Genomic DNA, 20,798 nt, shown 5'->3' with positions numbered 1-20,798 from the left:
ACGGGGTGTGCCTCGAAGGCGGCCTGCGAACGTCACTCGTCGCCGGTGAGTTCGTGGAGCTTGGCCGACAGGATCCGACCGATCTCGGCCAGCGTGTCCGGCCGGGTCAGCATGGTCCCGTGCTCGCCGGGCACCACATGCGCTTCGACGGTGCCACGGACGTACGGCTGCCAGGCTGCAGCGTCGACCGGCGGGTCCTGCTGCTCCGAGCAGGCGATCAGCAGCAGGTCGCCGTCGATCGGGCCAGGCCGGTAGTCGATGGTCAGATGGGTGTTGTTCGCCGAGATCTCGGTGATCGCCGCGAGCCGGTCCTCGTCCAGGTTGGCCAGCGCGCTTCCCTGGCGGCGCAGGATCTCCCGCGCCCTGGCGAAGGTCATCTCCTCGTCGTCCTGCCGGTGGGTGCCGTCATCGACGAGACCCACGTGGTAAAGCAGCATCACCCGGTCGTCGGGCGCGGGTACGTCCGCATGAGTCAGCCCCTGCCAGTTGGGGATCACGTCGAGCACCGCGACCAGCGCCACCGGTTCACCGCGCCGCCGGAACTCCGCGGCCAGCGCGTGCGCGCACAGTCCGCCGAAGGACCAGCCGGCCAAGTGGTAGGGCCCGTGCGGCTGCACGCTCTGGATCTGGTCGGCGTAGTCCACCGCCATCTCCTCGATGCTGCCCGGCCGGGGCTCCGGACGGGCCAGGCCGCGTGCCTGGATCCCGTACAGCGGGTACTGCGGACCGAGCTGTTTGATCAGCGCGCTGTACGACCAGCTGATGCCACCGCCCGGGTGGATGAAGAACAGCGGCGGCCGACTGCCCCGGGCGCGCAGCGGCAACACCACCTCGTAGGAGCCGTCCGAGTCGTCGACTTCGAGCCGGGCCGCGATCCCGCCCGGGGTCGGCGCCTCGAACAGGCTCCGCAGACCCAGCTCGACACCGAAGGCGGCCCGCAGCCGAGCCATCAACCGGGTGGCCAGCAGGGAGTGCCCGCCCAGGTCGAAGAAGTCCTCGTCCACACCGACGACGGGCCGCCCGAGCACCTCCGCGAACAGCTCGCACACGACCTGTTCCTGCGGCGTGGCCGGTGCCCGGCCGATGTCGGCGCGCTCCGGGGCGAACGCGGGGAGCGCGGCGCGGTCGAGCTTGCCGTTGGCGGTGAGCGGCAGCCGGTCGAGGGGGACGATGGCGGCGGGGCGCATGTAGTCGGGCAGCAGACGGCGGGTGTGCTCGCGCAGGGCGATGAGCAGGGCGCCGGTGTCCCGGCCAGCGGCCGGACTGGTGGTCCAGGAGGACAGCGGCGTACCGGGACCGGCGGCGCCCGCGGAGGCGTACGTGCCGACGGCGACGCCCTCCCCCAGGAGTCCGCGCCGGACGTAGGTGATGTCGACGGCGGCCGGATCGTGGGTGCTCCAGCTGATCGCGGTCCAGTAGCCGTGCTCCTCCCCCAGCCGGTGCAGGTCCTCCGGATCGACACCGGGCACGAGCGGACCGGTCGGCGCCGTCCCGGCTTCGAGGGCGTGCTGAACGGCGAGATCGTGCGCGATACGTGAGTTCGGGACGCCGGTTACCCGCAGCCGCTCGGGCCGTGCGGTGCGCAACTGCTCGGCGAGGGCTCCGAGATCCCGGGGCCAGGGGCGGGTGGGGGTGTCGGTGAGGGGGTGGGGGGTGATGCCGGTTTTGTAGAGGGTGGCGTCGTAGCGGTAGCGGGTGAGTTCGTTGTGGGAGGTTCCGCGTTTGAGCTGGATGTCGGTGCCGGCGAGGTCGGGGATGTGGTGAGCGAGCGCAGTGAAGTACTCCGGGTCCACCAGGAGTTCCTTCTCCAGGACGAGGCGCTGCTCGACGGCGCGGCGTACCGCGGTGGTGTCGCCGACGTCGTCGGCGCAGGCCGCCTGGACCGCGCTGGTGAAGGTGCGCAGCAGCCGCGGGTTGCGGATGTCACCGATGAACACGGCTCCGCCAGGAGCGAGCAGACGGAAGGCCTGCTCGACAACCTGTTCCAGGTAACCGGCGTTCGGGAAGTACTGGACGACGGAGTTGAGGATAATCGTGTCGAAGTGGCCCTGCGGCAGCTCGCCGTGCTCATGTGCGGCCTGTGCTCGCAGGGTGACACGCCGGGCGAGTTCGGGGTCGGCATCGACGTGGCGCCGCAACGCCTCTACGACGGTGGGTGAGAAGTCGGTCCCCCAGTACTCCTCGCACTCGGGTGCCAGCCCGCCGAGGAGAAGCCCGGTGCCCACGCCGATCTCCAGAACTCGGCCGGGCTTGAGCGCCTTGATGCGCTCGATCGTGGCCGCACGCCACTCGCGCATGTCGGTCAGCGGGATGGGCTCACCGTCGTAACTGCTGTTCCATCCGGAGAAGTCCTCACCGAACTCCGAACCCGGCTCGGCATACAGTGAGTTGTAGAGATCCTTCCACTCCCCGATCTGGCTCCGCTCCTCCTCGTCGCTGGAGGTTGTCGCGTCGGTGTTGGTGACGATGTAGGCGATGAGGCGGGTGTTGCCGGGTTGGTCCTCGTGGACGAGGACGGCGGCCTGGGCGATGTCGGGGTGGTCGGCCAGCACGGCCTCGATCTCGCCGGGTTCGATACGGAACCCGCGGATCTTGACCTGATGGTCGGCACGGCCCATGAACTCCAGTACGCCCTGCGGATTTTGGCGTACGAGGTCGCCGGTGCGGTACATACGGGCACCGGGATCGGGAGCGTAGGGATCGGCGACGAAGCGCTCAGCGGTCAGGCCGGGGCGGTGCAGGTAGCCGCGGGCCAGGCCCGCGCCGGCGATGTGGAGTTCACCGATGACGCCGGGCGCAACGGGTTGCAGTCCAGCATCGAGGACGTAGGTACGCATGTTGGCCATCGGGCGGCCAATGGGCACGACCGGGCCGCCGTCGTAGCGAGTGGTGACAGGGTGGCAGCTGGCGAAGGTGGTCGTCTCGGTGGGTCCGTATCCGTCCACGACGGTCAGGGACGGGCAGGCTTCCTGAACGCGTCGGACGGACGTGCCGGAGACGGCTTCTCCGCCGGTCCACACCTGGCGCACTCCGGCCAGGCACTCGGGGGCGTGGTCGACGACCACGTCGAACAGGGAACTGGTCAGCCACAGAGCGGTGACACGCTGCTCGACGATCACCTGTTGAAGGGTGGGGACATCGAGGTCGCCGGCGGGGGCGACCACGACAGTTCCACCGTTGAGGAGAGGCACCCACAGTTCGTAGGTGGAAGCATCGAACGCGGTGGGCGAGTGCAGCAGGACACGCTCATGAGCCCGGCCGTCGAAACGAGGGTCCAGGGCCAGAGCTGCGACATTGCGGTGGCTGACCACGATTCCCTTGGGGATACCGGTCGAGCCGGACGTATACATCACATACGCCGCAGCCTCGGGATGGACGGTGGCCTCGGGGTCGCCGGGGTCGGCCTCGGGATGGCCCAACGAGGTCAGTCGGATCAACTCACATGCCTCAGCGCCTGGTCGAGGGCCCGTCAGGTCGTCGGTGACCAGCAGGCGGGCGCCGGTGTCGGTGAGGACATGCCGGATGCGCTCGGCCGGGTGACGCTCGTCGAGCGGCACGTAGGCGGCGCCGGCCTTCGTCAGGGCGAGGACTGTGGTGACCGTCACGACGGAACGTCGCAGAAGGACAGCGACGGAGTCGCCGGGGCGCACTCCCCTGGCGATCAGCTCGTGGGCGAACTGATTGGCGTGGGAGTCGAGTTCCGCGTATGTCAGAGAGGTCTCCCCGTCCGTGACGGCGGGAGCGTCCGGCGTCCTGGCCGCCTGCCGTGTGAAGAGTTCTGCGAGAGACGCCTCGGGCAGGGGCAGCCCGGTGTCGTTGAAGTCGCGGAAGATCTTCCGGTGTTCCTCGGCGGAGAGGACGCCGATCGTGCTGAGTGGCTGGTCGGGGTGGGTGGTGGCGGTGTCGAGGAGCCGTATCCAGCGGTCGAAGAGGGCCTGGACGGTGGAAGCGTCGTAGAGGTCGCTGGAGTACTCGACGGCTCCCGTGATGCCCTGGGGTTCACCGTGGGCACCACGCTGCTCGGCGAGGCTGATGAAGAGGTCGAACTTGGCCGTGTGCGTGCGTCCGGGCGCCACATCGATGTGAAGACCGGGGAGCTGGAAGGCCGCTTCGGGGGCGTTCTGCAGGGCCAGCATGATCTGGAAGAGGGGGTGGTGGGCGAGGGTGCGGGTGGGATTGAGGTGCTCGACGAGGTACTCGAAGGGCACGTCCTGATGGGCGTAAGCGGCCAACGACGTCTCACGGACCCGGCTGATCAGCTCGGTGAGCGTCGGATTGCCCGAAGTATCAGTTCGCAGGACCAGGGTGTTGACGAAGAACCCGATCAGATGGTCGAGACTGTGATCCGTACGACCCGCGATGGGACTGCCCAGAGGAATGTCACGACCCGCGCCCAGACGGGTGAGGAGAGCCGCGAGACCCGCCTGCAGCACCATGAACAAGCTGGCACCCGTGGACCGCGCGAGATCGGTCAGACGCTGGTGCAGTGCCGGATCGATGTCGACCGTGACGTAGTCCCCCCGATAGGACATGACCGCCGGGCGCGGACGGTCGGTGGGCAGCGCCAGCTGATCCGGCAGCCCCGCCAACGTCCGGGTCCAGTAGTCGATCTGCGTCGCGAAGAGACTGTCGGGATCATCCTGGTCACCCAGCAGCTCGTTCTGCCACAACGTGTAATCCGCGTACTGCACCGCAAGATCGGACCACCCCGGCACCTGCCCCTGCGTCCGCGCCGTATAAGCACGAGCAAGATCAGAGGCGAGAGGGCCCAGCGACCAACCGTCACCCGCGATGTGATGCACCACCACCAGCAGCACGTACTCCTGCGCCGACAGCTCGAACAAGTCGGCGCGCAGCGGTGGTTCGGCCGCGAGGTCGAAGGGGTGACGGGACGCTGACGTGAGTACGTCCGGCAGCTCCGTCTCGGTCGTCGGTGTGACGGTGAGACGCGGTACAGCCGTCTCGGCGGGCAGCACCTGCTGGTACGGCACGCCCTCGGCCTCCGGGAACACCGTGCGCAGGCTCTCGTGACGGGCCACCACGTCACCCAGGGCGGCCCGCAGCCCGTCGCGGTCCAGCTCGCCCGTCAGCCGCAGGGCCAGCGGAATGTTGTAAGTGGCGCTGGGGCCCTCCATCTTGTGGATGAACCACAGCCGACGCTGGGCGAAGGACAGCGGCATGACGTCGGGCCGCTGCCGCCGTGTGAGCGCCAGACGGCCGGGCCCCGCGGTGTCCAGGAGCGTGGCCACCTCGGCCGGCGTCGGACCCTCGAAGAGCGAGCGCAGCTCCAGCTCGACCCCGAAGACCGCCCGGACCTGGGCGATCAGACGAGTGGCCAAAAGCGAGTGCCCGCCCAGATGGAAGAAGTCGTCATCTACCCCGACCCGCGGCAGCCCGAGCACCTGCGCGAACAGATCGCACACGATCTGCTCCTGCGGCGTACGCGCCTCCCGCCCCGCCCCACCCGACGTGAACTCGGGCGCCGGCAACGCCGCACGGTCCAGCTTGCCGTTAGCCGTCAGGGGGAGCCGGTCGAGGGGGACGATGAACGCCGGGACCATGTAGTCGGGCAGATGGTGACGGCTGTGCTCGCGGAGCTTGGTGACGAGGGCGCCGGTGCCGCGGCGAGCGGCGGGGTTGGTCGTCCAGGTCGACAGGGGCGTGGCGGAGGTGCCCGTGCCGGCAGGGGCGTAGGTGCCGACAGGGGTGCCTTCGGCAGGCCGGTTCCGGTCGAGGAGGAGGACGTCGACGGTGTCGCGGTCGTGGGTGCTCCAGGTGATGCCGGTCCAGTAGCCGTGCTCGTCGCCCAGGGCGTGGAAGGCCTCCAGGGTGACCTGGGGATGGGCGGTGTCGGCGGACGAAGGCGTGTCCCCGTAGAGGGTGTGCTGGACGGCGAGTTCGTGGGTGAGGCGGGGGTTCGGGACGCCGGTGACGCGGAGTTCGGCGGGGCGCTCGGCTTCGAGGTAGTGGCTCAGATCGGCGAAGGTGGCGCCTGGGGCGGTGTGCTGGGGCCAGGGGCGGGTGGGGGTGTCGGTGAGGGGGTGGGGGGTGATGCCGGTTTTGTAGAGGGTGGCGTCGTAGCGGTAGCGGGTGAGTTCGTTGTGGGAGGTTCCGCGTTTGAGCTGGATGTCGGTGCCGGCGAGGTCGGGGATGTGGTGAGCGAGCGCGGTGAAGTACTCCGGGTCCACCAGGAGTTCCTTCTCCAGGACGAGACTGTGCTCGACGGCGCGGCGGACGGCGGCCGTGTCCGTCGGGTCGTCGGCGCGCGCGGTGTGGACGGCGGCGGCGAAGGTGCGCAGCAGCCGCGGGTTGCGGACATCGCCTATGAAGAGGGCCCCGCCGGGGGCGAGCGCGCGGACGGCGTTGGCGACGACCTGTTCCAGGTAAACGGCGTTCGGGAAGTACTGCACGACGGAGTTGAGGACGATCGTGTCGAAGTGGCCTGCGGGGAGGCCGTCGAAGTCGTGGGCCGGCCGAGTGCGCAGGCGGACCCGGGAGGCGAGGACGGGATCCGCGTCGACGTGGCGCTGAAGGTCCTTGATGACGGTGGGTGAGAAGTCGGTCCCCCAGTACTCCTCGCACTCGGGTGCCAGCCCGGCAAGGAGAAGCCCGGTGCCCACGCCTATTTCGAGAACGCGGCGAGGGCGAAGCGTCCTGATGCGGTCGACGGTCGTGTCGCGCCACTCCCGCATCTCAAGCAGCGGGATCGGCCGGCCGTCGTAACTGCTGTTCCAGCTCGCGAAGTTCTCGCCGAACGCCGTCTTGGGCGCGGTGGTATAGACGGAGTCGTACAGGTCCTGCCACTCGCTCAGCTGGTTCCGCTCGACCTTCTCGTCGTACCCGCGCGCCGAGGTGTCGGCGACGACATAGGCGGCCAGCCGGGCGTCCCCGGGCTCGTCCTCGCGGACGACCACGGCGGCCTGGGCGACGTCGGGGTGGTCGGCCAGCACGGCCTCGATCTCGCCGGGTTCGATACGGAACCCGCGGATCTTGACCTGATGGTCGACGCGGCCGATGAACTCCAGCTCGCCGTCCGGGTTCCAGCGCACCAGGTCGCCGGTGCGGTACATACGGGCACCGGGCTCGCTGCCGTACGGGTCGGCGAGGAAACGCTCCGCCGTCAGGCCCGGCCGGCCCAGATAGCCGCGGGCCACACCCGCACCCGCGATGTACAGCTCCCCCACCACACCCGGCGCGACCAACCGTAGTCCGCCGTCCAGGACGTACACACGGGTGTTGGTGATCGGCCGGCCGATCGGCGGGGCACCCGTGGCGCCGGCCAGGTCCGCGGCGGTCGACCAGATGGTGGTCTCGGTCGGTCCGTACAGGTTGGTCAGGTCCTCGGTGAGGGTCCGCAGCGAGTCGGCCAGGGCAATGGGCAGCGCCTCGCCGCCGACCAGCATGCGTAGTCCGCGCAGGGCCTCCGGCTCGTGTGCGACCAGCAGTTGCCACAGTGACGGCGTCCCCTGCACGACCGTGACACCGTGCCGGGCTATCAGGTCGAGCACGGCGGACGGCTGGGGGACGGCCTCCTTGGGCGCGAGGACGACCGCGGCACCCGAGAGCAGCGGGTGGTACAACTCCAGCGCGGCGATGTCGAAGGCGACCGTGGTGACCGCGAGCAGCCGCTCGTCGGGCCGAAGCGGCACCTTCTGCCGCATGGCCACCAGGAAGTTGAGCAGAGCGGCGTGCGGCACGACCACGCCCTTGGGACGGCCGGTCGAGCCGGACGTGTAGATCACGTACGCGGCGTCGGCTGCCCGCAGCGGCGCGGCACGGTCGGCGTCGGCCGGGTCGGTGTCGGGGCAGTCGGCCAGCACCGCCTGTACGTCCGCGGAGTCCAGCATCAGCCGCTGCGGCGAGCCGCCGCCCGGCAGCCGCGCGTCCGTCGCCAGGGTGGTGAGCAGCAGCGTCGGCTCCGCGTCCGCCAGCACGTACGCGATGCGCCCGGACGGATGGTCCGGGTCCAGCGGCAGGTACGCGGCGCCGGTCTTGAGCACCGCCAGGAGGGCGACCACCAGGTCGGCCGAGCGCGGCAGGGCGAGCGCGATCACCGTGCCCGGTCCGGCGCCCCGGCGCAGCAAGGCGTGAGCCAGCCGGTTGGCACGGCTGTTCAGTTCCGCGTACGTCACGGCGGTGTCCCCGGCGATCAGGGCAACGGCCTCCGGCGTGGCCCGCGCCTGCCCGGCGAAGCGCACCGGCACCAGGTCCTCGCCGACCTCGGCCTCGGTGTCCAACCAGGTGTTGAGCACCTGTTGGTGTTCTTCGGGGGTGAGGAGGTCGATGCCGTCGAGTGGCTGGTCGGGGTCGGTGGTGGCGGTGTCGAGGAGCCGTATCCAGCGGTCGAAGAGGGCCTGGACGGTGGAAGCGTCGTAGAGGTCGCTGGAGTACTCGACGGCGCCCGTGATGCCCTGGGGTTCACCGTGGGCACCACGCTGCTCGGCGAGGCTGATGAAGAGGTCGAACTTGGCCGTGTGCGTGCGTCCGGGCGCCACATCGATGTGAAGACCGGGGAGCTGGAAGGCCGCTTCGGGGGCGTTCTGCAGGGCCAGCATGATCTGGAAGAGAGGGTGGTGGGCGAGGGTGCGGGTGGGATTGAGGTGCTCGACGAGGTACTCGAAGGGCACGTCCTGATGGGCGTAAGCGGCCAACGACGTCTCACGGACCCGGCTGATCAGCTCGGTGAGCGTCGGATTGCCCGAAGTATCAGTTCGCAGGACCAGGGTGTTGACGAAGAACCCGATCAGATGGTCGAGACTGTGATCCGTACGACCCGCGATGGGACTGCCCAGAGGAATGTCACGACCCGCGCCCAGACGGGTGAGGAGAGCCGCGAGACCCGCCTGCAGCACCATGAACAAGCTGGCACCCGTGGACCGCGCGAGATCGGTCAGACGCCGGTGCAGTGCCGGATCGATGTCGACCCTGACGTAGTCGCCCCGATAGGACATGACCGCCGGGCGCTGACGGTCGGTGGGCAGCGCCAACTGATCCGGCAGCCCCGCCAACGTCCGAGTCCAGTAGTCGATCTGCATCGCGAAGAGACTGTCGGGATCATCTTGGTCACCCAGCAGCTCGTTCTGCCACAACGTGTAATCCGCGTACTGCACCGCAAGATCGGACCACCCCGGCACCTGCCCCTGCGTCCGCGCCGTATAAGCACGAGCAAGATCGGAAGCGAGAGGCCCCAACGACCAACCATCACCCGCAATGTGATGCAGGACGAGAAGGAGAACGTGCCGGTCGGGTGCGACGCGGAACAGCTCGGCGCGCAGCGGTGGTTCGACGGCCAGGTCGAAGAGGTGGCGGGCCGCTGACGTGAGTACGTCCGGCAGCTCAGTCTCGGTGATGTCGGTGGCGGACAGCTCGACGGTGACGGAGTCGAGGACGTGTTGATGCGGGGTGCCTTCGGCTTCGGGGAACACCGTGCGCAGGCTGTCGTGATGGGCCACCACATCGCCCACGGCCGCGCGCAGGGCCTCGTTGTCCAGCTCACCCGTCAGCCGCAGAACGAGCGGAATGTTGTAAGTGGCGCTCGGCCCTTCCATCTTGTGCAGGAACCACAGTCGGCGCTGAGCGAAGGACAGCGGTACGAGGTCGGGCAGTCGCTGCCTGGTCAGGGCCAGCCGCGCGGGCCCCGCGGTGTCGAGGCGGGCCGCCACCGCGCCGGCGGTCCGGGCCTCGAAGAGCGTGCGCAGGCCGATCTCGACGCTGAAGGCGGCCCGGATGCGGGCGATCAGACGAGTGGCCAGAAGCGAGTGCCCGCCCAGATGGAAGAAGTCGTCGTCGACCCCGACCCGCGGCAGCCCGAGCACCTGCGCGAACAGATCGCACACGATCTGCTCCTGCGGCGTACGCGCCTCCCGCCCCGCCCCACCCGACGTGAACTCGGGCGCCGGCAACGCCGCACGGTCCAGCTTGCCATTGGCCGTCAACGGAAGGTGTTCCAGGAGTACGACGGCCGACGGCACCATGTGCTCAGGCAGCCGGTCCCGTGTGAACTCCCTTACGTCGTCGGGCCGTAGCGCCTCCCGCGCCACCACGTAGGCCACCAGCCGGGCCCTGCCGGGCTCGTCCTCGCGAGCGACCACGGCGGCCTGGGCGATGTCGGGGTGGTCGGCCAGCACGGCCTCGATCTCGCCGGGTTCGATACGGAACCCACGGATCTTGACCTGATGGTCGGCGCGGCCGATGAATTCGAGGTCGCCGTCCCGGTTCCGGCGTACGAGGTCGCCGGTGCGGTACATGCGGGCGCCGGGTTCGGGCGCGTAGGGGTCAGCGACGAAACGCTCGGCGGTGAGACCGGGGCGGTGCAGATAGCCGCGGGCCACGCCCGCACCCGCGATGTACAGCTCCCCCACCACACCCGGCGCTACCAACTGAAGCCCGGAACCCAGTACATAGGCACGGGTGTTGGCGATCGGCCGGCCGATCGGCGCGGACAACGGCCAGTCGTCAGGGTCCTCACCCAGGGTGTGGGCCGTGACCACGTGCGTCTCGGTGGGGCCGTAGTGGTTGTGCAGGGCGCGGCCCGGCGCCGACCGGTGGAACTCACGGACCAGGCGGCTCGGCGTCAGCGCCTCACCGGCCTGCGCGACGGTACGCAGCCGCGGCAGCGTACGGCCCTGCTCGACGGCGGCCTCGGCGAGGGCCTCCAGCACCAGGTTCGGCGCGAACAACTCCTCCACCCGGTGGTCGTCCAGCCACGCGGCGAACCGGGCCGCGTCACGCCGGACGTCCTCAGCGGGGACCACCAGCGTCTTACCGAAGAGCAGGGCCGACAGCACCTCCTGCGCGGACACGTCGAAGCTGATCGCCGTGAACTGCGCGGTCCTGGTACCCGGTTCGCCGCCGACCGCTCTGTGGTGCCACTCCAGGAGGTTCAGCAGTGCGCCCGCGGGCATGACGATGCCTTTGGGTCGTCCGGTGGAACCGGAGGTGTAGATGACATAGGCGGGGTGGTCGGGTGCGAGGGCGGGGGTGGGGTTGTGGGTGGGGTGGTTGGCGAGGCCGGTGGTGGTGTCCGGGGTGTCGAGGAGGAGGACGGGGGTGTCTTGTGTGGTGGGGAGGTTGGACTGGGTGGCTGTGGTGGTGAGGAGGAGGGCGGGGTGGGCGTCGGTGACCATGTGGGTCAGGCGGGCGTGGGGGTATTCGGGGTCGAGGGGGAGGTAGGCGGCGCCGGCTTTGAGGACGGCGAGGACGGCGATGACGAGGTCGGTGGAACGGGGCAGGGCGAGGGCGACGATGCGTTCGGGTCCGATGCCGCGGGTCGTGAGCAGGTGGGCCAGCTGGTTTGCCCGCTCGTTGAGCTTCTGGTAGGTCAGGGTGGTCTCATCGCAGACCACTGCGGGTGTGTCCGGCGTTTCGGCGGCCCGTGCCTCGAACAACCCCGGCAGGGTCGTCCCGCTCGTCTCCCTGACCGTGTCGTTGCGGGTGACGAGCAGGTTCCGGCGCTCTTCGCCGGTAATGAGGTCGATCCGGCCGATCGGCCGATCGGCGTCGGTGACGACGAAGTCGAGCACCTGGGTCAGCCGGTCGAGGAATCCGGCGGCCGTGGCCTGGTCGACGAGGTCGTCGCGGTAGTCGAGGCGGAGGTAGAGACGCCGCCCCGGGGCAGCGATCAGGGTGAGCGGATAGTGGGTCGCGTCCCGCCCATGGCCGAGGTCTGGGGTGATCCGCAGCCCGGGGTCCGCCAGCTCGGCGGGGTCGTCCCAGGGGTAGTTCTCGAACACCAGGGACGTGTCGAAGAGGTCGCCAAGACCGGCCAGCTGCTGGATGCGAGCCAGCCCGAGATGGTGGTGCGCGGTCAGCCGCGACTGTTCGTCTTGGAGTCGCACGACGGTGGACAGCAACGACTGCGCCGGGTCCAGCGCGAGCCGGACGGGCACCATGTTGATAAACAGGCCCACCATGGCCTCGACTCCGGGCAGTTGCGGGTCCCGTCCTGCCACGACGGCCCCGAACACCACGTCGTCTTGCCCCGTGCGCCGGCTCAGCACCAGACCCCAGGCGGCCTGCAGAACGGTGTTCATGGTCACGCCCTGCCTGCGTGCCCAGTCGGCGAGCGCCGCCGTGCGGTCCTCGTCCATCTCGACGGTGATCCGCTCCGGCATCAGTGCGGCCCGCGCCGGATCCACCGGAGTGACCAGGGTCGGCTGCTCCAGGCCGACGAGCGCCTCGCGCCAGGCAGCCTCCGCCGCCGGCCGGTCCTGCTGCGCAAGCCAGCCCAGGTACTGCCGGTACGGGGTCACCCGGGGGAGCGTGGCGACATCGCCATGGCTGCCGTACAGCGTGATCAGCTCGCGGACGAGGATGGGCATCGACCAGCCGTCGAGCAGGATGTGGTGGGTGGTCATGATCAGACGTTGGTGTTCGCTGGCCAGCCGCACCAGGGAGAAGCGCAGCAGCGGCGGCTCGGCCAGGTCGAAGCGGCGGCCGTGCTCCTTGGCGGCGAGCCGGGCCAGCTCCGCCTCCGCCTCGGTGGCAGGCAGCGACGAGAGGTCGAACTCCTCCCATGGAATGTCCACCTGACGCGGAATCAGCTGTACGGTCTGTCCCGAATCCATCTGCCGGAAACCGGCGCGCAGGTTCGGGTGCCGCTGGACGAGGGCGCGGACCGCCGCCCGTAGCAGCACCCCGTCGAGGGTGCCCTCGATGTCGAAGACGTGTTGCACCGCATAGACGTCGGCGCCGTCCTGCTCGTAGCGGGAGTGAAACAGCAGCCCCTCCTGCATGGGGGAGAGGGGAAGGATGTCTTCCAGGCCCGACGGCGTCATTTCTGAATCCTCCACGCGGCTTCGAGCTGTTCGATGTCGTGTTGGCTGAGTTCGGTCAGGGGGAAGTCCGAGGGTGTGTGGCCGCCCGTGCCGGACCGGTCGACGTGCCGGACCAGGCCTCGGATCGCCTGGAACCACTGCTCGGCGAGGACACGGACGTGCTGTTCGGGCCAGAGATCAGGGGCCCACGCCCAGACGGCCTCCAGCCACGGCCCGTCCGGGGTGTCGCGGACGATGGAGTTGACCTCCAGCCCGTGCGCCAGGGCGGTCGCCGGATCGGCACCACTCAGCAGGCCCGTCTCCGACGCCACGGTCCACCCCGGACTACCGGGAACCACCGGTGTCCCCGCGGACGGGAATCGGCCGAGGTAGTTGAATCCAAGTTGGGGCACGGCGAGCCTGGCCAGCTCCGGCCCGGTCTCGGAATTGAGGTGGCGCAGCAGACCGAAGCCCATACCCCGGTCGGGCAGTGCCCGTAGCTGCTCCTTGACCCGTTTCAGCGCCTGTCCGAGAGCCGGCCCGCCGTCGACGACCTCCTCCCAGACGAGTGGGCCCGGATCGACTCGGACGGGATATAGCGAGGTGAACCAGCCCACGGTGCGCGACAGGTCCGCACCCTCGACGATCTCCTCGCGCCCGTGCCCCTCCACGTCCACCAGCACCGCCGTGTGCCGCCCGCGGGCATGACCCCGGCGCCACTGGGCGACCGCCAGGCCGAGGGCGGTCAGCAGGACGTCGTTCACCCCGGCGTGGAAGGCCGTCGGCACCGTTGTCAGGAGCGGGGTGGTGACGTCGGGCGGGAGGGAGAGCGTGAGTTCACGGGCCCGGCCCACGGTGTCCCGTACGGGATCCAGCCGGCCGGCTGTCAGCGGCGGGTCGCCGGCGGTGAGCAGGTCGGCCCACAGCGTCGCCTCCGCGGCGCGGGCCGGCTGCCGGGCCTCCGCGGCCAGCAGCCCCGACCAGCGGCGCAGCGAGGTGCCCACCGGATCCAGCCGGGGCGGGCGGCCGAGCCCGACCGCCTCCCAGGCGGCGATGAGATCCGGAAGAAGAATTCGCCAGGACACCCCGTCCACCACGAGATGGTTGACAAGGAACAGCAGCCTGCCGGGACGGACCGGGCCGGCGTCGAACCAGACCGCCTGGAGCAGCGGCCCCCGCTCGGCCGACAGGCGGGCGGCCGCCGCCTTCGCCTGGTCTCGGATCAGGGCCTCGTCGATGTCGGCGCCGCCGAGGTCCACGACGTGCACCAGGTCGGCGGCCGTCACGGAACCCACCGGTCCGACCTCCAGCAACCACGACCGGCCGTCCGGGCCGCCCGGCGTCCGGGTCAGTCGCAGCGCGTCATGGTGGTCCACGAGCGCCTGCACGGCCGAGGTGAGGCGGCCCTCGCCCAGATCAGCCGGCACCTCCAGCAACATGGCCTGGTGGAACTCGTCGATTCCACCGCCACGCGCGTCGAACCAACGCATGATCGGAGTCGGTTCCACCGTCCCGGTGCCGGAGTCGTCGGACTCCGGGATCGACAGGGCCAGTTCGTCGGCGACCTCGGCGAGTCCGGCCACCGTCCGCTGCTCGAAGACGTCCCGGACCGCGAATCCGACACCCGCCGAACGCGCCAGGCTGACCAGGCGGATCGAGACGATACTGTCCCCGCCGAGAACGAAGAAGTCGTCGTCGCACCCGACCCGGTCCACCCCCAGCGCCTGTGCGAACAACTCCCTGAGCAGCCGCTCGCGCGCGGTGCGCGGCTCACGGCTCCCCGCATCCGCCCGCACGGCCGGGCCGGGGGCGGGCAGCGCGGCGTTGTCGAGCTTGCCGTTGGCCGTCAACGGCAAGCGGTCCAGCGTGACGAACGCGGACGGCAGCATGTAGTCCGGCAGCCGTCGCCGCGCGAACTCACGCAGGTCTTCCGGCGTCACGTCGGTGTCCGCGACGACGTAGGCGATGAGGCGGGTGTTGCCGGGTCGGTCCTCGTGAACGAGGACGGCGGCCTGGGCGATGTCGGGGTGGTCGGCCAGCACGGACTCGATCTCGCCGGGTTCGATACGGAACCCGCGGATCTTGACCTGATGGTCGGCACGGCCCATGAACTCCAGTACGCCGTGCGGGTTTTGGCGTACGAGGTCGCCGGTGCGGTACATGCGGGCGCCGGGCTCGCTGCCGTACGGGTCGGCGACGAAGCGCTCAGAGGTCAAGCCGGGGCGGTGCAGGTAGCCGCGGGCCAGGCCCGTGCCCGCGATGTGGAGTTCACCGATGACGCCAGGTGGGACGGGTTGCAGTCCAGCATCGAGGACGTAGGTGCGCATGTTGGCCATGGGGCGGCCAATGGGCACGACCGGGCCGCCGTCGTAGCGAGTGGTGACGGGGTGGCAGGTGGCGAAGGTGGTCGTCTCGGTGGGTCCGTATCCGTCCACGACGGTCAGGGACGGGCAGGCTTCCTGAACGCGTCGGACGGACGTGCCGGAGACGGCTTCTCCGCCGGTCCACACCTGGCGCACTCCGGCCAGGCACTCGGGGGCGTGGTCGGCGACCACGTTGAACAGGGAGCTGGTCAGCCACAGTGCGGTGACGCGCTGCTCGGTGATGACGTGGTGGAGGGTGGGGACATCGAGGTCGCCGGCGGGGGCGACCACGACGGTTCCGCCGTTGAGGAGAGGCACCCACAGTTCGTAGGTGGAGGCATCGAACGCGGTGGGCGAGTGGAGGAGGACGCGTCGGTGGACGTGGGGGTCGAAGCGGGGGTCGAGGGCGAGGGCGGTGACGTTGTGGTGGGTGACCACGATGCCCTTGGGGGTGCCGGTCGATCCGGAGGTGTACATCACATACGCCGCGGCCTCCGGGGCGACAGCCACGTTCGGCGCCTCGTACTCGTCCTCCCAGGCGGCGGCGCCGATGACGAGCAAGTCCGTTGTCAGCGCCATGAGTTCCGTCTGCGAGGCCTCGTCGGTCACGATGAGTGAGACGCCGGTGTCGGTGAGGACGTGGCGAATGCGCTCGGGTGGGTAACGGTCGTCGAGCGGGATGTAGACGGCGCCTGCCTTCATCAGCCCGAGTACGGCGGTAACGGTCTCCGGGGATCGCCGGAGGAGGACGGCGACGGCGTCGCCAGGGCGGATACCGCGGGAGATCAGCTCGTGGGCGAGCCGGTCGGCGCGGGCGTCGAGTTCCGCGTACGTCAGGGAGGTCTCCCCGTCCGTGACGGCGGGGGCGTCCGGCGTCCTGGCCGCCTGTCGTGTGAAGAGTTCGCCCAGGGAGACGCCCGGCAGGGGCATGGCCGTGTCGTTGAAGTCGCCGACGATCTCCCGGTGTTCCTCGCCGGAGAGGATGCCGAGGCCGCTGAGCGGGCGGTCGGGGTCGGAAGTGGCCGCGTCCAGCAGGCGGATCCAGCGGTCGAAGAGGGCTCGGACGGCGGGTGCGTCGTACAGGTCACTGGAGTACTCGACGGCGCCGGTGATGCCCTGGGGTTCGCCGCTTTCGCCGCGCCGCTCGGCGAGGCTGAAGAACAGGTCGAACTTCGCCGTGCCCGTCCTGCCCAGCTCGACACCGGCTTGGAGTCCAGGCAGTTCGAACTCGCTCTCGGGAGCGTTCTGGAGGGCGAGCATGATTTGGAAGAGGGGGTGGTGGGCGAGGGTGCGCGTGGGGTTGAGGTGCTCGACGAGGAATTCGAAGGGGACGTCCTGGTGGGTGTAGGCGGCGAGGGAGGTTTCGCGGACACGGGTGATGAGCTGGGCGAAGGTGGGGTTGCCTGTGGTGTCGGTGCGCAGGACGAGGGTGTTGACGAAGAAGCCGACGAGGTGGTCGAGGTTTTGGTCGGTGCGGCCCGCGATGGGACTGCCGAGGGGAATGTCCTCTCCTGCGCCGAGGCGGGTGAGGAGAGCGGCGAGTCCTGCTTGGAGGACCATGAAGAGGCTGGCGCCGGTCGACCGTGCGAGGTCGGCGAGGCGTTGGTGGAGTACGGGGTCGATGTCGACGGTGAGGTAGTCGCCACGGTAGGTCATGACAGCCGGGCGAGGGCGGGCCGTGGGCAGGGTGAGCTGGTCGGGCAGGTCGGCGAGGGCGCGGGTCCAGTAGTTGATCTGAGTGGCGAAGAGGCTGTCAGGGTCGTTCTGGTCACCGAGGAGTTCGTTCTGCCACAGGGTGTAGTCGGCGTACTGGACCGGCAGCACAGGCCATTCCGGCGCCTGACCCCGCGCACGTTCCGTGTACGCCTCCGTCAGCTCCCGTGACAGCGGACCCATCGACCAGCCGTCACCGGCGATGTGGTGCACCACGACCAGAAGCGCGTGTTCCCGCGCCGACAGCGCGAACAACTCGGCCCGCAGCGGAGGTTCGGTCGCGAGGTCGAAGGCGTACCGGGCGCCCGCCTCCAGCGCGGCCGGCAGTTCGGTCTCGGTGGTCGGGGTGACGGTCAGACGCGGCACGACCGCCTCGGGTGCCAGCACCTGCTGGCACGGCACGCCCTCGGCCTCCGGGAACACCGTCCGCAGACTCTCATGCCGGGCCACCACGTCACTGAGGGCAGCTCGCAGCGCGTCGTGGTCCAACTCGCCGGACAGCCGTACGACGAGCGGGATGTTGTAGGTGGCGCTCGGCCCCTCCATCCGGTCCAGGAACCAGAGCCGCCGCTGGGCCGAGGAGAGTGGAATGACCGGCGGCCGCTGCCGCGGCGCAAGCGCGAGGCGCCCGGGTCCGGCGGTGTCGAGGTGGGCGGCCACCGCGGCCGGGGTCGGGCCCTCGAACAGCAGACGCAGTTCCAGCTCGACCCCGAAGGCGGCACGGATCCGCGCGATCAGACGAGTGGCCAGCAAGGAGTGCCCGCCCAGCTCGAAGAAATGGTCGTCGACCCCGACCCGCGGCAGCCCGAGGACCTGCGCGAACAGATCGCACACGATCTGCTCCTGCGGCGTACGTGCCTCCCGCCCCGCAGCCGACACCGAGAAGTCCGGCTCCGGGAGCACCGCCTTGTCCAGCTTGCCGTTGGCCGTCAGGGGCATGCGGTCCAGCAGGACGACGGCGGCTGGCACCATGTACTCGGGCAGCCGGTCCCGCGCGAACTCCCGTACGTCCTCGGCCCGGAGAACGTCCCGCGCGACCACGTAGGCCACCAAGCGGCCGTCACCGGACTGCTCCTGGCGGACCACCACGGTCGCCTCGGCAACGCACGGGTGGTCGGTCAACCTGGCCTCGATCTCGCCGGGTTCGATACGGAACCCGCGGATCTTGACCTGATGGTCGGCACGGCCTACGAACTCCAGTTCACCGTCCGGATTTTGGCGCACCAGGTCGCCTGTGCGATACATACGGGCGCCGGGTTGGGCGGCGTACGGATCCGCGACGAAGCGTTCGGCCGTCAGACCCGGTCGGCCCAGATAGCCGCGAGCCACGCCGCCCCCCGCGACGTACAGCTCACCCACCACCCCAGGCACCACCAACTGCAGTCCGCCGTCCAGTACATAGGTGCGCAGATCAGGGATGCCAAGACCGATCACACTGGCCGCCGCGGCGGTGGCCCGGTAGCGGTTCAGCGGCTGGTACGTCACATGCACCGTGGTCTCGGTGATGCCGTACATGTTGACCAGCATCGGCACGTCATCGGGATGCCGCTCGTACCAGTCGGCGAGGCGAGACGGCTGCAGCGCCTCACCGCCGAACACCACAGTCCGCAGGCCAAGCCGGCGAGCCGGCCGAGAGGCGTCGGCCTCGGCATCCGCATCGGCCTGCGCCAACTGGTAGAAGGCCGACGGGGTTTGGTTGAGGACGGTGACGCCCTCGTCGGCCAGCAGGTCCAGGAAGGCGCCCGGTGTCCGGCTGACCTCGTAGGGCACCACGACCAGCCGCCCGCCATGCAGCAGCGCTCCCCACAGCTCCCAGACGGAGAAGTCGAAGGCGTACGAGTGGAACAGCGTCCAGACGTCGTCTGGGCCGAAGCCGAACCACTTCCGGGTGGCGTCGAACAGCCGCACCACGTTCCGGTGGGTGTTGACGACGCCTTTGGGCTGTCCGGTGGAGCCGGAGGTGTAGATGACGTAAGCGGGGTGGTCGGGTGCGAGGGCCGGAGTGGGGTTGTGCGTGAGGTCGGTGGTGGTGTCCGGGGCGTCCAGGAGGAGGACCGGAGTGCCGTGTGCGGCGGGGAGGTTGGCCTGCGCCGCCGTGGTCGTGAGGAGAAGGCCGGGGCGGGCGTCGGTGACCATGTGGGCCAGACGGGCCGGCGGGTATTCGGGATCGAGGGGAAGATAGGCCGCGCCCGCTTTGAGCGTCGCCAGGATCGCCACGACCAGATCGGCGGAGCGCTCCAGGGCCAGCGCGACGACATGTTCGGGACCCATACCCCGGGCCACCAGCCGATGGGCCAGCCGATTCGCCCGCTCATTCAGGTCCCGGTACGTCAAGGTCAGATCGCCGCAGGTCACAGCCGCCGCGTCGGGAGTCTTGCCGACCTGCGCCTCGAACAGCCCCGTCAGCGTGGCCTCCGTCATCGGAGGGACGTCGTCGGGGACGGCCAGGAAGGCGGCCCGCTCCTCCTCGGTGAGCAGGTCGATCCGGCCGATCGGCAGGGAAGGCTCCGTCGCCGTGACGGCGCGCAGCACGGCGAGTAAACGCCTTTGGTGTGCGGCCAGTTCGTGGTCCGCGCAGATTTCGGGGTGGGCGTTGAGGTCGACGGTCAGTCCAGTGCCGTCGCGTCGGTCCCACACGGCGAGCGTGAGGTCGCCCACCAGGCCCGAGGAGAGGTTGTGCGCGGTGGTCGGCAGGCCGGCGAGGGTCACCGCGTAGTCGAAGGACATGATGTTGACGACCGGTGCGTACCAAGTCCCCGCATGGCCAGGCAGATCGAGGTCGCGCTGGAGTTCCTCGGCGCGGTAGCGCTGGTGGTTGCCCAGTTCGAGCACCCTCTCCCCCACCTGGGCGAGAAGTTCGCGCAGTGCCATGTCTGGCCGGAGCGAGAGCCTGAGCGGAAGGACGTTGGCAGCCGTGCCGGGTGTGCGGCGCTGGACCTGGTTCAGGCGAGCCGTCACCGGAAGGCCAAGCACCACGGTCGACGCACCGGTCATCCGATGCAGATAAACAGCTGTGGCGATGACGACCAGGTACGACCAGGGAACCCGTGCCCGGCGGGCCGCCTCGCGCAGCTCCGTCAGCCCGTCGGGGTCCAGGCCAGCGGTGTGCCGAAGGTAGTGCTCGGGGGTGGTGGACGGGCGACCGACGATCCCGGTCGACTCGGGACGGTCGGCGAAGCGTTCCGTCCAGTACGCCCGGTCTTCGGTGAATCGTTCCGAATCGCGATACTCCTGTTCGGCGGCCAGCAAGTCGGACAGGGATCCGAACGGGCTCGGCGCCACCGGGCGGCCCTGGGCGAGTGCGGTGTAGACGTCGGCGACCCGGCGTGTGATCAGGAGTGACCCGAAGGCGTCCATCACGGCGTGGTGGTAGCCCTGGTACCAGTAGAAGCGGTCGGCGTCCAGACGCAGGAGCGCGTACTCGAACAGTCGGTCCTCGGCGAGGTCCATCGGCCGGGCGACCGCAGCGTCCAGCCAGTCGCGGGCGGCCCGTTCGGGGTCCGGCTCCGCGCTGAGATCGACCAAAGAAGGTGACCAGTCGCCGAGCTCGTGGACGACCTGCCGGACCTCGCCTCGTTCCTCGACGAAGCTGACGTGCAGAGCGTCCGCTTCGGCGACGACCAGCAACAATGCCTGCTCGAACAGTACCGGATCCACCCGTCCGTTGATCTCCAGGTATTCGCCCACCCGGAAAACCCGATTCGCTTCCCCCAGCCGCTGCTCGGCGATCCATATTTCGCGTTGTGCAACCGTGAGGGGCAGCGTGGTGCCAGCACTGACGAACAAGTCTCCACCTCCGAAGTTTCCCCCGCACGGATGGCCGGAGAGACAAGAATGAAAAGCTCACAACGGCCCAGAAAAAGCGTCCGAAATTCGACCGGGCAATAGATAAACACGGCGACCATCGGAGCGACGGATCTCGCCGTACGCACCGGAATCGGGCGCAACGGCCCGGAAACACAATCAA

Annotated in this window: 2 protein-coding genes; both read right to left on the bottom strand. The window is 69.7% G+C overall.

The window, feature by feature from the left end:
• Nucleotides 1-32 precede the first annotated feature (32 nt).
• A complete protein-coding gene (locus tag C4B68_RS39075) occupies nucleotides 33-12,776 on the bottom strand; it encodes a non-ribosomal peptide synthetase (RefSeq protein ID WP_104880054.1) in 12,744 nt (4,247 codons plus the stop codon).
• Complete coding sequence (locus tag C4B68_RS39070) at nucleotides 12,773-20,617, bottom strand: non-ribosomal peptide synthetase (RefSeq protein WP_099505799.1); 7,845 nt, start codon at nucleotides 20,615-20,617, stop codon at nucleotides 12,773-12,775. Before C4B68_RS39070 ends, C4B68_RS39075 begins: the two co-directional genes overlap by 4 nt.
• Nucleotides 20,618-20,798: the final 181 nt, after the last annotated feature.

The sequence above is a fragment of the Streptomyces dengpaensis genome, from assembly GCF_002946835.1.
Classification (GTDB): Bacteria; Actinomycetota; Actinomycetes; order Streptomycetales; family Streptomycetaceae; genus Streptomyces; species Streptomyces dengpaensis.
This window is presented reverse-complemented; position numbering and strand designations above follow the sequence as displayed.